Consider the following 13,895-nt stretch of genomic DNA (forward strand, 5'->3'; position numbering starts at 1 on the left):
TTCTGTTTTAAGGGGCAACCTTTTTTCCATAAGCATAACAAGAGCAAAACAATACTTTATACCTTTCCTATTCAGGCGAATCAGAGTTCGCGAAATATTTTGAAACGATTCGCAAGGAACGTCAAAAAACGAATGCATAGCGGCAAGAACATGGATAAATCAAAAATACATAAAAGTAGAGTGGTTGTTTTGATCCACTCTACTCTCTATTTTTCTCTTAACTCTTATTACATATTGCAACGAGTTTTTCGGCAATCATGTTGTTTTCCAACACTGTTTCAAGCAGAAGCACCGTTTCAAGAGTTGCTTTGTAGTCGAGCGTTTCGAATTCGGTATGTTCATGCTCGTAGCCGACGGATAAGTTGACGGATGGAATGCCGAATTCGGCGAATACTTTGGCGTCGCTTAGTCCGCCATGGGTCATTTTCCAGTCGGGCATGCCGGCGAGCGCTCCGGCTGTTTCGAAAATGCGGCCATATTCGTCAGGGCAAAACGGTACGATGCCGGCGTAAGAAGTGACGATGTCGCGCGTTCCGCGGCGGTCTACGACAATCGCGGTGTCGACGTCTTGCAAAAATGTTGGATCGATATGGCGCGAGCCGAGGCAGCCGATTTCTTCTTCGACGGTGAAGGCGATTTTCAGTGTTCCTTGGAAGCGGGAATGGCGAATGACATCAAGTATTTCTAAGATGACCGCGATTCCCGCGCGGTCGTCGGCTCCTAAGATGCCGCGCGAGCTGCTTAGTACGGTTCCACTTTCGATAATCGTACGTTTCGGTGAAAACGGGCGAACCGTATCCATATGGGCGGACAGCAGAATCGTCGGGCCGTTTCCGCAATAAACCGCGGCAAGCAAGTTTCCGTAAGCATCGATTTGGCACCAATCGGTTTTTTGGCGAAGACGTCCATATAACATTTGCCGAATCATCGTTTCCCTGCCGCTTCTTCCATTGATGGAAAGAAGGGAGTATAGGCGGTGTTTGAATGTTTCTAAACGGTACGCCATCAGCAGCTCCGGATTCCGCCAGACGTTGTATAACCGTTCGGCCATCGTCAAAAGGTCATCGATGTGTCCACGCTGATAGAATAAGGTTGCTTTTCTTTTTTCCGCTTTAATTCGAATTTGCTGCGGGGTGCAAGCCCGGATGATGGCGAGCTGCTGGACGGATAAGTCTTCGAGAAAATAAATCGTTGCCGGGCGAACTCCCTCTCCGTCGCAGCTGTTAACAGTGTAAATATGCATCATATTCAGCCAGCGGACGATGCCGCGGACGTACGGATCGATTTGAATGAGAGGAAGTTCGTTTTTCGTCGGGTCGACCAGCGTTTCTCTTCCTGGAATGTCATGATTGCGCAAAACCATTTGCTTAGCGGTTTGCTGGAGCGCTTCCATCCAGTCCGTTTCGGAAATGGTGTCAAGGTGCTGGTGCCGTTGGATGAGCGCTGCGAATGTTTGCGCAAGCCATTGTGATGTTATTCCTGTTTCCGCATCTTCCGGATGAAATCCGTGCCGAATCATGAGTTTCGTCCATTTTTCCATACTATCCATCTCCTTTTCAAATTCGTTACAATAAAACTATACAAATCGGTGTGTGACTCCTTGTCACAAAGGGAGGGAGTGTGGAGTGGAAGAGTACGAGTTTTTTCCGCTTCAAGAAGAACGCCGCTTGCTTGCGGAGTTGAGAGAAGAAAAAGATCGAAAGCGGCGTGAGAAAATCGAAAGCGAATTGATCCATTTGTACGTTCGTTTTGGCGAGCATTTTAAAATGTCGAACGCTCCTGATCCGCAGCTGGCGAAGAAGTACTTGCAAAAAGCGTTAAAGTTCAAGCCAAGCCATCCGGTTGCCAATTATCGGTTGGCACATATTTGCTATAACGAAGGAAGATACGCCGAAGCGGCGTACCATTTTCATCGGGCACTTTCAGGAAAGAGGGGCGAGTCTCTTAATGACACGCAGGCGATGCTAAGCCATATGCTTCTTGTCAATTGCGGCATTTTTCTCGCGTCGAATGCGCTAAAGCAAATGGAAAAGATGGAAGCAAGGCCGTATGATGAAGAAACGGTCGATCGCTATCGCCAAGCGATTTTTCTCCATCGCATTGAAGATTTTCACCGCGCGTTTTATCGCATTATTACACCGGAAAGCGACGAAATTGTAACAGAGGAAACCTATTTTTCCGAGCAGGAGCGGTTTTCGCTGCATGAGGTGATGCTTTGCCTCAGCGACGGTTTTGTCGTTCGTTACGCAGGCGAGTTGGTGGAGCTCGAATACCAATCGTTTTATGCGCTTGCGACAATTCTGCATAGCGAACGGCCGATGACTGGGGAAGACGTCCGCAAAATGTTGTTTCAATCGTTTTTTGGCAGAGACGTTACCGATGCCGCCGTTCGGAAGATGTTTGAGCGGCTGCGCGCGCGCATTCCGTTCTGGGATGATATCATTGAAACGACGAGAATAGGAAACAAAGCGGCGCGGCGCCGCAAACAAGGCGTTTCGTATCGGATTTTTTGCCGCGCGAGCGATATATTTCCTTGGGAGTAGGAATTGGATGAACATACGAAAAAGATTAGAAAATAGAGGGATTATGGTGGAAGAATGGATGGGAAAAGGAGAAGACTTCCGCAGGCGTTGGGAAGGAACGTTTGCCGGTGCCATTAGTCCGCAGGAGAAACAGTCGATTGATTTCGGTCAGTTTTTGTGGCATGTATTCAGCTACGAAAAACTGCCTTGTCTTGAAGGGAAAACGGCGATGCGCGCGTTTCATGAGGAGAACCGATTCGTTTGTTAAAAGGGAAGAAGAGAAACGGTTTCGGCTGCTCGATAAACGAAAACTCCGTATCGTCAGCCTCTTTGGTGAAATTGAGATAAAACGAAACTCCATCTTCGCCTCGTCTTCCGTTCCCAGGGCGCGCTCTTTGGTGAAATTGAGATAAAACGAAACTGCTACCGTGACCGGAAAACAGGAGAATATGTCGATCTTCTTGACCGTTTTTTCAATTTCGAAAGGACATTACGTTCAGCCCTTGATGGAGGAGGCGGCGGAGAAATTGCAGGATTGGAGAGGTAAGGATGCGAAATACTCAACAATTTTTATTGAAATGAATAATGAAACAACTACAATAGGTGTGACTTATGATGCACACGGACTTTACTATTTATCGAATTTAGAGAAGCATGGTTCGGCCGTGAATATTGCAAAACAGCTGCAAAATTGCAAAGCAGTGTTGAAAGAATCGATATCCGAATACCCGTGAACGTATTCAGCTAACATGTGCGCAAGTTTCATCAGAATGGGGAAAACCTATCCGGACCGGGTTTTCCTTCATTTTATCCGGTTTGTCGTCATTTGACGCTTGAGCAATGCCGGTTTGGAGACCCGACCGCATCTTCTGTCCAACAACTGTAGCCAATATGGTAACGAATGATATTTCGGCCTATCTTTGTTTAAGGGTTGGGATCATTGGCAAAGAATCCAAAGGAAATGCCAATTGATCCAAATAGTCCGCCAATCCGTGGCGGATGGACAAAAACCGGGGAAGGCAAGAACCCGCCGAAACCTTTTTTTGAAAAGGCAGAAAGTACGGTTGGAGAGCCGCAAGAGCCTCCCGTACTTAAAAGCAGGGCGGGTACGCCAAAATGCGGAGCTCCGAAAGCATGGGCCGGTTTTTAAAAATGCGAGGTTTTTCAAAAGAGCGTACGCTGAACGAAAGTTTCCGTTGTTGATGAAAAAATACTTACACAAACCCTTGTCTCAAACTTTTTCCCGCGAAACCTCGAAAAAGAAGTCAAAAAATGTTTTAATAATAGTAAGCATTCGGCATGGGCTGCCGGCGGAGCCGGATCCGGCACCGCAGTCCTTCTACACCCGTCGAGAAAGGAGCTGCAAAACATGGAATGGGTTTTATCCGTCAGCGCGCTGCTTGTTGCCGCAAGTTTTTCCGCAATGGCCGTTTATTTGATCCTCACCCTCAAATCCGTGTCAAAGACGCTGGACACCCTTTCCCGATCGTTGGACGGCCTTAAGGGCGATGTGGAAAAAGTGGCCAAGGAGACGGAAGAGGTCTTGCGGTCCACCAACCGGCTGATTCAGGACATCCACGAAAAGTCGGAATCGCTGAACGGTGTCTTTCAAGCGCTGGGCGACGTGGAAAAAACGATAAAAGGATTCAACGATTCCCTCGGGAATTTTACCGTATCTGTCCAGGAGAAACTGGAGAGGAACAAGGACGCATTGGCCCAGGTGGTCCAATGGAGCTCCATCGTCCTTGAGCTGAAGAGCAAATGGGAAGAAGTGAGAAACCGCAAAAAACCAAAGAAGGCTGAAGAAAAAGAATTTCAATCATAAAGGAGGTTTTCATCGTGGGGGAAGAAGTGAAAAACGGGAAATCCCGTCTCGGCTCCTTCCTTGGCGGGGCTCTGTTCGGCGCGCTGGTGGGATCGGTTGCCGCCCTCATCTTCGCTCCGAAATCCGGGAGGGAATTGCGGGGCGATATCCAGGAACAATTCACCGCGGCCAAGGAAAAAACGAGCCAGGTGAAAGACACGGTCGTCCAAAAGGGAAACGAATGGAAATCCATCGCCCTCGATGCCACCTCGAAGGTAACCCGTTCCTTGAAGGAACAATCCAACGAATTGCTGGATAAGGTCCAATCCCTGACCAAGAAGTCGGGGGAATCGCTCGAGGAGGCCCTGGAGGATGCAAAGGAAGCGATTGGGAAGATCGGAGAGGAAATCGACCGCAAATTGGAGGCATTGAAGGAAGGAAAGCGGGAAGAACCGCAGGAAGAGGCGCGGGAAGAAAGTCGGTAATGCTTTCCAATAGGCGCGGATCAATGGCCGAAACGCCGAAAAAGGCAGCTCCCTTCGGGTGGCTGCCTTTCCTTATTCGCATTTCGGGCGCGTTTTCCGGCCAATCGGGGCGGATCTTCTTGCTTTGGCGATCGCGGACCGGGGATACTCCGCGTTGTACCCTCGGCACAACGGGCAAGGACGCCGTAAAGACCGAAAGCGGCGGATCTTTTGAACGCTTCGACGGACGGGGCTTCCGAAGGATTTGAAGCGGTTTGAGGCGGACCATGGGCCTTCCTCATCCGCATACCCGCGGGAATCCGCCGCGCGATTGAAGCGGTTTTGAGCGCTCTAGGCGTTGAAATCGGCATGCGTCCGCAGGCCGGGATGAAGCCTTCTTCCGCCCTGTTATTGGTCCGGCCATATGATCTCCAGCTTGTCTCCGGGGGTTAGCCGGTCCTGAAAGGTTCCTTCCTTTCCGTTTCTTAATATTTTGTAATTCCCCCTTTTGTCCCCCGTGCTGTAGTCGACAAAACGGAAGACATCCTGGAAGATGAAGGGGGAATCTTCCGCGCGCTCCACGGTCAAGACGTCGCCGGATTTCACCCGGTCCTTGTCATCCAGCAATTTCCCGTCCCGCCGGACGAAGGTGACCCTTTTGGAGAGGAGGACCGGTTTTCCGTTGAAGGTGACGGGCATGTCTTGCTTCAAAACCCAATGGAATTCGGATGCCAGTTCTTCGACGGTCGGATTTTTCCTTCGGGTGACCGTTACCCGGTCCCCCGCCTGAATCGGGGTTTCGGGCGTGGCCTCTGCCCCGTTTTTCAGGATTTTGCCGGAAAACTTCGGCAGGCGCTTCCGTTCATTATTGACGGTGACGGAAAACTCCGCCGCCTCCTTCAACAAGTCCTTTAATCCGATGGCGGCGAGGGCTTCCCCGATCGTTTTCGCATAGCGGCATTGGACGATGTCCCGGTCCTTCAGTTCCCGCCTTTTGTCCGTTTTTTTTCCGTTCACTTCAACGGAAGGGAAGAGGAAATACTCCTGATCGTTTACGAAAAGGGAGATTTTTCCTTCCTTCATCAGCTCTTCGACGGTAATTTTCGCATCTTCGCCGTCGTCGCCCTTTTCGACGGTGATTTCGGCCCCTTCACGGATCTCGTCGTCGACGGATGCCGGTTCCCCGTTGACAAAAATTTTCGGGGGGCTGCCGAATTTCCCGGGGAATGCCACCGCCTTGCCATTGAAACGGATGATTTTGGCCAACCCCGGCTTGCCGTACAGTTGGCTGATTTTGAGTCCGCTGGCCAGCAGGGCGTCCGCCACCGTCAGTTTTTTAATTTCAAATAAATGGACGGGTTGGCCGTTCAAGAAAACCGTTTTATATTGCAGCGGATTTTTCTTGGCGGAGATGCCGATCCCGATCGGGGTGACAAATTCCGGCCCCCTTAACCGTTCGTCGGGGATGATGACGTTTTCCAACGCATCGATTTGCCGGATGGCCACCCGGTTTTTCGGCAGTTGCAATTTTTCCGCCAGCAGTTCCGGCAGATTCGGGGTCAAACTTCCTCCCCCGACGAGCATTACCGCCTTCGGCGAATGCTGGTGGTTTAAGCGCAAAATTTCGCGGGCGATCGTATCCGCCAGCTGCTCGATGGCGGGGGAAATGGCCCGGATGATCTCATCCTTTTCCAAGGTCAGCTCGAAGCCGAGAATATCCTTGACGGTGACCGTATCCTTGGTGGACAGCTGAATTTTGACCTGTTCGGCCACGGGGAAATCGATCAAAAATTGGTCGCTGATCGCTTCCGTAATTTCGTCTCCGGCGATGGGGACCATGCCGTAATTGATGATCGTTCCCTTGTCCGTAACGGCGATATCCGATGTCCCGGCCCCGATATCGACCAAGGCGACGTTGAGTCGGCGCATGGACGGCGGGATGAGGACATGGATGGCCGCGATCGGCTCCAAGGTGATCGCTTCCATCTCCAGACCGGCCCGGTTTAAGGCGGAGGACAGGGAATCGATGACGACCTTCGGCAAAAACGTGGCGATGATCTCCACCGAAGCTTCGCTTCCGTTTTGGCCGACCAGATTCCCGATTTGTTCCCCGTCCAGATAATAGTAAAGGACCGAATAACCGACGCAAAAAAACTTTCCGGATGCGCTTTTGAATTTTTCCGCGACTTGTTGTTCCGCCTTTTGCACGGCCATCAGTTCGAGATGGATGACGTCCTCTTTGCGGATGGGCCGTCCGCCCGTTTCCATCTTGGCCGCGGCCTGTTCCGTTTTTAAAGTCCGTCCCGCGGCGGCCACGCAAGCCCTTTTTAACGGCCCGCACTTCCGTTCCAGCTCTTCCTTCACTTCCCGGATCACCCGGGCGACGGAGGTAATGTCATGGATCTGCCCGTCGAGCATCGCCCGCTCCTGATGTTCCTTCACGATGCAATGTTTGATTTCCGCCCGGTTGTCCCTTTCTTCCCATATGATGCCCACAATCGTTCTCGTTCCGATGTCGAGGGCGAAGGTTTGCTTCGGATTTTCCATAGTCCACCTCTTCACGGCATTGTGGTTGGCGAATTGGATGTGTTTTTGAAAATCATCGTTTTAAATTTCGATTCCCGGAAGGAAGCGGTGCCTTCCGTGACTTTGGCAGGCGATTCTTTTATAATTATAAAAGCGGCAAAACATGGAATCTTGCTAATTGAAATGTACCATAATTTTCTTTTCTCATAAAGGTTGGCGCCATCGTCCTTTTTTCCCGTATTTTGCAAAAGGTGCGAGACGCTTTCGAAAAATGTCGGCCCGTTCCGCCGGCCTGCGGCAAGGCCGGACAGACCCGTATTCGACGAAGCGAGGAAGGATGTTGGAAATGAACAGCGAGGAACTGGATGTTTTGCGGAAACAGGTGGATGAAATCAACGAAAAGATTTTACACTTGATCAGCGAGCGGGGAAGATTGGTCCAAAAGATCGGCAAGCTCAAACATGCCCAAGGCATCAACCGTTTTGACCCGGAACGGGAAAGGGTCATGCTCGACCGCCTGCTTTCCCTGAATAAGGGCCCTTTTAAAGACGCCACCATCGAACATATTTTCAAGGAAATTTTCAAAGCGGCCCTGGAATTGCAGGAATCCGACCAGAAAAGCGAAATGCTTTTTTCCCGGAAAAACCGGAAGGAAAATACGGTCGTTTCCGTCAAAGGGGAAACCTTCGGGGACGGGAAACCCCATTTCATTTTCGGTCCTTGCTCCGTCGAATCCTACGAACAGACGGAAGCGGTGGCGAAGGCGGTCAAAGAAAAGGGGTTGAAGCTTTTCAGGGGCGGGGCTTTCAAGCCGAGGACATCCCCTTACGATTTTCAGGGGCTGGGCTTTGAGGGGCTGAAGATTTTAAGGGAGATCGCGGACAAGTACGATCTCGCCGTCGTCAGCGAAATCGTCAATCCCGCCCATATGGAGGAGGCGCTGGAATATGTGGACGTCATCCAGATCGGCGCGCGGAATATGCAAAATTTCGAATTGCTGAAGGAAGCGGGAAGGGTCCGCAAACCGGTATTATTGAAAAGGGGGCTGGCGGCGACGATCGAAGAATTTTTGTACGCCGCCGAATACATCCTTTCCCAAGGGAACAGCCAGATTATTTTGTGCGAGCGGGGAATCCGCACCTTCGAGCGGGCGACGAGAAACACGCTCGACATCTCCGCCGTCCCCGTTTTAAAACAGGAAACCCATCTCCCGGTGATCGTCGACGTTACCCATTCGACGGGGAGAAGGGATTTGCTGATACCCGCGGCGAAGGCCGCTCTCGCCATCGGGGCTGACGGGGTGATGGCGGAAGTGCATCCGAATCCGTCCGTGGCCCTGTCCGACGCCAGGCAGCAAATGGACCTCGATCAATTTTCCGTTTTTATGGAGGAAATGGAAAAATTCACGAAAAATTATCTGTGAAAGCATTCTCAAACTGCTTATTTACCGTTATAATATTATGAATAAAGGTTCCTCTCAACAGGAAAATTTTTATTATAAACGGAATCGGAATTTTTCCGAAATGCAAAAATATCGGTCGTAAAGGAGAGATCCTCGTTGAACGTAACCATTTATGATGTGGCCAGGGAAGCCAACGTATCCATGGCGACGGTATCGCGCGTCGTCAATGGAAATCCGAATGTGAAACCTTCAACAAGGAAGAAGGTTTTGGAGGTCATTGAACGGCTCGGCTATCGCCCCAACGCCGTGGNGCGGGGGCTGGCGAGCAAAAAGACGACGACGGTCGGGGTGATCATTCCCGACATCTCCAACATTTTCTATGCCGAATTGGCAAGGGGCATCGAAGATATCGCAACGATGTACAATTACAACATCATCTTGAGCAATTCGGACCAAAACAAGGAAAAGGAATTCCAGTTGCTGAATTCGATGCTGGCCAAGCAAGTGGACGGGCTTATTTTCATGAGCGCCTATTTGACCGAAGAGCATCTGCAAGAATTTAAAAAATCGCCGGTCCCCATCGTCCTTGCCGGTTCCAGCGACGATCAATCGGAAATGCCTTCGGTGAAAATCGATTACGGCAAGGCGGTTTACGAGGCGATCCAATGGTTCATCGGAAAGGGACACAAGAGAATCGCCTTCGTGAGCGGCCCCCTGCATGAACCGGCCAATCAAAAGGAAAAGGTGGCCGGTTACCGGAAGGCGTTGGAGGAAGCCGGTATTCCCTTCGATGAAGAGCTGGTGATTGAAGGGGATTACACCTATGATTCGGGAATCGAAGCGGCGGATAAGATTTTCGAATCGGAAGACAGGCCCACGGCCATTTTTGTCGGTTCCGACGAGATGGCCCTCGGGGTCATGCACGGCATTCAGGACCGCGGATATCGCGTCCCCGAAGACTTTGAGATCATTTCCTCCGACAACACAAGGCTCGCCGTGATGATCCGGCCGAAATTGTCCACGGTCGTTCAGCCGCTGTACGACATCGGCGCAGTGGCCATGCGCCTGTTGACGAAGTATATGAACAAAGAAGATGTGGACAATCACAACGTGATTTTGCCCCACCATATCGAATTCCGCCAGTCGACGAAATAAATGGTTTTTCCCGGCTTCCCATGTTCCGGGGAAACGCAAAAACGGCTTTGGCCCGGTGTTGCGCCGGGTCAAAGCCGTTTTATTGCCGGGGGATGTTTCCATGGGGATGCGAATCGTTTCTCCTCTGCCGCCGGTCCGATGTTTCCCGGCGTTTTGACCTGCTGCCTTTCCCGGCTGCGATCCATCTCCGCACAGAAACCGCTGCCCGCCAAAGCAGCCGCTCATGCCGGCGGTCATTAAGCGCCGAGGGGTAAAACCTCCACAAAGGCATTTTTTGCCTTTTCCAGGCTCTGCCGATGATTCTGACGACAAACGCGTAAAACCTCCATAAAGTCATTTTTTGTCCATCATCGTTGACCGGATGCAGCGCGCACAAAGACATTTATTGCCGCCGGGTCACTTTCCCCTCATCCCATTTTTTGCACCGTCCTTTCTTGTGTACACGTCCGCTTCCGCATGAACCGTTCCTGCAGCATTCAGATTCATATTGGGTGGCCCCTATTGGCGCATCATTGGTCTTCACTGCGCCCTGTGTCTACCGTCCGATCTCCATGGGCACTTATCCATTCGCCGAATCATTTTATTCGCGGCAAACCTATCGTAACGATGATGGACATTTTTTGTCCGATGATGGACGTTTTTTCCCGGATGATGGACATTTTTTCGTTCATGTCGGACAAATTTTTTTCCATGTTGGACAATCATTTTTAAATGATGGACATTTTTTTGAAAATGTTGGACAGTCCCATGCGGTGTTGGACGTTTTTTTTCAGATGTTGAACGAACCGGTTGAAATGTTGGACAGTCCGCCCCGAAAGGCGAAAGGAATGTTGAACATTTTACTCAAAATGTTGGACAAAAAGGATTTATACTTGAACGTTTGGCAAAAAATGTTGGACATTGTGCCTTAGATGTTGAACGATCCGGAGGCGAAGAAGATGAAAATGTTGGACATTCCGATCCGGGAATCCATGAATGTTGAATCTTCTTTCTCTATATTGAACAATTAACCTCCCATGACTCAAACGGCCATCCCAAGTGAACTCTAATTCTTCCATGATGGTCCATGGCCATTCAGCCGGAAATGCCGGATCCCCTGACACCCGTCTTGGACCCGGTCCCTGCACGGAAAGGATCATATTTTTTAGTACAGGATTTTTTCTTTTCTGCCTCCTCCAACTGCGCATGTTGCCTGTTCTAGAAAATGTTTGGCGGGATTGCCGGCTGGAAATGGAAACGGGGAATTTTGACCGAAGATCACCCGAAGAGGAGTATCCGTGTATGAGGGGATAAAAATACCCGCAAACACTTGATTTCAACCTTTTCTTGCGTATGAAAAAAATATTTGTTGCGAAATTAAGCTCCTTCCATCGGCGGGTGATCAAAGAACGCTTGCCTAGGAAGGACGACTTTCAGGTCCGGCATTTGGGCGACCAACCCTGTGATCAAAGAACTTTTACCTAGGAAGGGAAAACCAAGCGTAAGGGCGGCAGGAAAGGAAGGAAAGGTCCAAATACAACGAAAAAGAGGACCGCTCCTTGGTAGCATAATTGCATAAGAACATTGGCACCAGAAAGGAGTTGTCCCTCATGGAAAAGAAGATCAAAGCCGGATCGCGGGTGACCACCGTTTTGTGTTCCCGCGTTGTCCCTCAGGGAAAAGAATATCAAAGGAGTATCCCTCGTGACCAAATGAATCCCCAAATTATTGAGAAGATCCTTTGGGGAAAATTGCAGGAAATCTTTTCAACGGTCTTGAAAATTCTATTGGAGGTCATGGATCAACAGATTGCCGAAGAATGGAATAAAAAAACGATTTCGGCTGCCCGATTAGCGAAAGCTCCAGACCGGCAGCCTCTTTGGTGAAATTAAGGCAAAGCGAAACGATTACCGTGACCGGAAACCGGAGAAGATGTCTATCTTCCGGAACGTTACTTGGACTTCGGAAGGACGGGCACGGTTGGAGAATCAGCAAGAAATAACCTCCCGCTCATAAAAACAAGGCAGATACGCATACATACAATGCGCTAAAAGCGCTGTTTGTTTAAAGACGCAGAATATTGACCAAGACGGGAGCCCTGAACGAATGTATCGGTATACATTTCCGGCATGGGGTAAAGAATTGCCCGCATACGCTTGACTCAAATTCCCCGGATGCAATCCGGTTTTCCCTGCGGGTGCGTTTCCATTCATTTTTCGGCAGCTATTTTTGCCGGCCGATCATGCTCAAAATCCTTTCAACGGTTTGCCGGTTTTTTTCTTCGATCTCTTTTTTCCTCGGGATGACGGGGAAGGCCGAGCGGTCGTCGTCCCATTGGGCGGGGAGGGGGACAGGAGCGTGCTTTTGCCATTTTTCCACCCATCCCTTCGGCAAGGGCCCGGCGGGGGACGGAAGTCCCGCCATTTCCAACCAAAGAAAAGACCAAGCCCGGGGAACGACCCGCCAGATGTCGTAGCCGCCGCCGCCGAGGGCGATCCACCGCCCACCGCAATAGCGATGGGCAATTTCGTGGGCGAGCTTGGGTATTTCCCGGTAAATGGCCGTCGAGGCGTGGAGATGGGTCAGCGGATCAAAATAATGGGCGTCGGCTCCGTTTTGGGTGATCAGGACATCCGGCCGGAAAAAATCCGCAATTTCCATGATAACCTTCCGGTAGGCGTATAACCAGGATTCATCCTCGGTAAAGGCGTCCAAGGGAATGTTGAAGCTGTAGCCGTAACCTTTCCCGACCCCCCGCTCGTAGACGCTCCCCGTCCCTGGAAAGAGGTAGCGCCCCGTTTCGTGAAAGGAGACGGTGCAGACGTTCGGATCGTCGTAAAAGGTCCATTGCACGCCGTCGCCGTGATGGGCGTCGGTATCCACATACAGGACTTTTGCTCCGTATTTTTCCCGCACATATTTTATGGCGATGGCACAGTCGTTGTATATGCAGAATCCGGAGGCTTTTCCGGGAAAACCGTGATGGAGGCCGCCCCCGGGGTGAAAGGCATGGATGCCGGCCCCGCCCATGACCGCATCCGCCGCCGTCAGCGTCCCCCCGACGATCCACGAGGCGGCTTCGTGCATGTTCGGGAACATGGGGGTATCCTCCGTGCCGAGGCCGAAGCTTTCCCCTTCTTCCTCCGACAGCCTGCCTTCCCCGGCTTTCCTCACCGCTTCGATATAGGTTTGGTCGTGGACGAGCCTCAGCTCTTCCTCCGTCGCCATCCTCGGGGGGACGATTTGTTCCTCCCCGATCGCACCGCAATGTTTCAAGAGATCCAAGGTGAGGAAAACCCTTTTTTGATTGAAGGGATGATGATCGTGAAACTTGTAGGCGAGCAGCCGGTCGGAGTAGACGAAAACCGCGCGGTCTTTCATGATTTCATCTCCGGGGGAACGGGCCAAAGGACAGCGAACCCCTTTTCGCGGATTTTGTCCGCGATCGGACGGGGATTCATGGTTCCGAGCCGGAAAACGAGAATCTTATCGTCGCTGCCCTTTTTGTCCGGATAGACGAGCACGCTGTGAATGTTCACGTGATGTTCCCGGATCAGACCGGCCACTTCATGGAGCATCCCCGCCCGATTCGGGACCCGGACTTCGATGCGGCTTCCCGGCTGGTTGGCGCCGACCAGCTGAATGAAGGCCTCGAGCACATCCGTCTGGGTGATGATGCCGACCAGGCGGTTTTCCTTGACAACGGGCAGGCAGCCGATTCGATTTTCAAACAGGACGACCGCGGCGTCTTCGACAAAATCGAGGGGGTGGACGGTGATGACATCCCGTTTCATGATGCTTTTCACCGGCATTTGGAACACTTCTTCATGTTCCCGCGAATAAAAAACCGACGGGACGGCCGACCGGATATCCCGGTCCGTGACGATCCCGATCACCCGTTTTTCGCCGTCTACGACGGGGATGTGGCGGATCTTCTTTTCCTTCATCAACCGAAGGGCCCTTTCGATCGGATCGGTTTCTTTTAACGTGTGGACGTCTTTGACCATCATATCTTCAACGAGCATCCTTGTTCACCTCGCGAA

Annotated in this window: 13 protein-coding genes; 9 read left to right on the plus strand and 4 right to left on the minus strand. The window is 51.1% G+C overall.

Features of this window, described 5'->3' with window-relative positions:
* Positions 1-217 precede the first annotated feature (217 nt).
* Positions 218-1,540, minus strand: coding sequence for a M20/M25/M40 family metallo-hydrolase (locus tag A3EQ_RS0120105; RefSeq protein ID WP_020156944.1), 1,323 nt, complete (start codon positions 1,538-1,540; stop codon positions 218-220).
* Between the two features lie 85 nt (positions 1,541-1,625).
* On the opposite strand from A3EQ_RS0120105, the gene A3EQ_RS0120110 reads away from it, so the two are divergent.
* The 5 genes from A3EQ_RS0120110 (at position 1,626) to A3EQ_RS21580 (ending at position 4,811) form a co-directional block, all read left to right on the plus strand.
* Entirely contained in the window at positions 1,626-2,543 is a 918-nt protein-coding gene (locus tag A3EQ_RS0120110) for a tetratricopeptide repeat protein (protein ID WP_020156945.1), read from the plus strand.
* Between the two features lie 7 nt (positions 2,544-2,550).
* On the plus strand, positions 2,551-2,790 hold the full coding sequence (locus A3EQ_RS23060; RefSeq protein ID WP_244874609.1) for a DUF4275 family protein: 240 nt from the start codon (positions 2,551-2,553) through the stop codon (positions 2,788-2,790).
* Positions 2,791-2,971: 181 nt separating this feature from the next.
* A complete protein-coding gene (locus A3EQ_RS21570) occupies positions 2,972-3,256 on the plus strand; it encodes a hypothetical protein (protein ID WP_040369744.1) in 285 nt (94 codons plus the stop codon).
* A 635-nt stretch (positions 3,257-3,891) separates the two neighbouring features.
* Positions 3,892-4,347: a DUF948 domain-containing protein gene (locus tag A3EQ_RS21575; protein WP_020156948.1), complete on the plus strand. Its 456-nt coding sequence runs from the start codon at positions 3,892-3,894 to the stop codon at positions 4,345-4,347.
* A gap of 14 nt (positions 4,348-4,361) precedes the next feature.
* Complete coding sequence (locus tag A3EQ_RS21580) at positions 4,362-4,811, plus strand: YtxH domain-containing protein (RefSeq protein ID WP_020156949.1); 450 nt, start codon at positions 4,362-4,364, stop codon at positions 4,809-4,811.
* A 387-nt stretch (positions 4,812-5,198) separates the two neighbouring features.
* Here A3EQ_RS21580 and A3EQ_RS0120140 read toward each other — a convergent pair whose 3' ends face one another.
* A complete protein-coding gene (locus tag A3EQ_RS0120140) occupies positions 5,199-7,337 on the minus strand; it encodes a cell division protein FtsA (protein ID WP_020156951.1) in 2,139 nt (712 codons plus the stop codon).
* A gap of 325 nt (positions 7,338-7,662) precedes the next feature.
* Between A3EQ_RS0120140 and A3EQ_RS0120150 the strand changes: the two genes are divergently transcribed.
* From A3EQ_RS0120150 to A3EQ_RS0120190, 4 genes are all read left to right on the plus strand, one after another.
* On the plus strand, positions 7,663-8,739 hold the full coding sequence (locus A3EQ_RS0120150; protein WP_026500113.1) for a bifunctional 3-deoxy-7-phosphoheptulonate synthase/chorismate mutase: 1,077 nt from the start codon (positions 7,663-7,665) through the stop codon (positions 8,737-8,739).
* A gap of 135 nt (positions 8,740-8,874) precedes the next feature.
* The gene (ccpA, locus tag A3EQ_RS0120160) at positions 8,875-9,873 is read left to right on the plus strand and encodes a catabolite control protein A (RefSeq protein ID WP_020156954.1); all 999 of its coding nucleotides are present in this window, start codon (positions 8,875-8,877) and stop codon (positions 9,871-9,873) included.
* Between the two features lie 620 nt (positions 9,874-10,493).
* The gene (locus tag A3EQ_RS23065; protein ID WP_244874610.1) at positions 10,494-10,784 is read left to right on the plus strand and encodes a hypothetical protein; all 291 of its coding nucleotides are present in this window, start codon (positions 10,494-10,496) and stop codon (positions 10,782-10,784) included.
* A 678-nt stretch (positions 10,785-11,462) separates the two neighbouring features.
* Complete coding sequence (locus A3EQ_RS0120190) at positions 11,463-11,738, plus strand: hypothetical protein (protein WP_020156959.1); 276 nt, start codon at positions 11,463-11,465, stop codon at positions 11,736-11,738.
* A gap of 337 nt (positions 11,739-12,075) precedes the next feature.
* Here A3EQ_RS0120190 and A3EQ_RS0120195 read toward each other — a convergent pair whose 3' ends face one another.
* The gene (locus A3EQ_RS0120195; RefSeq protein WP_026500114.1) at positions 12,076-13,233 is read right to left on the minus strand and encodes an acetoin utilization protein AcuC; all 1,158 of its coding nucleotides are present in this window, start codon (positions 13,231-13,233) and stop codon (positions 12,076-12,078) included.
* Positions 13,230-13,877 carry an acetoin utilization AcuB family protein gene (locus A3EQ_RS0120200; RefSeq protein WP_020156961.1) on the minus strand — a complete coding sequence of 216 codons (648 nt, stop codon included), beginning with the start codon at positions 13,875-13,877 and terminating at the stop codon, positions 13,230-13,232. The genes A3EQ_RS0120195 and A3EQ_RS0120200 overlap by 4 nt, the downstream gene beginning before the upstream one ends.
* Positions 13,878-13,895: the final 18 nt, after the last annotated feature.

Origin of the sequence: Caldibacillus debilis DSM 16016 (genome assembly GCF_000383875.1) — a bacterium.
In the GTDB taxonomy this organism is placed as follows: Bacteria; Bacillota; Bacilli; order Bacillales; family Caldibacillaceae; genus Caldibacillus; species Caldibacillus debilis.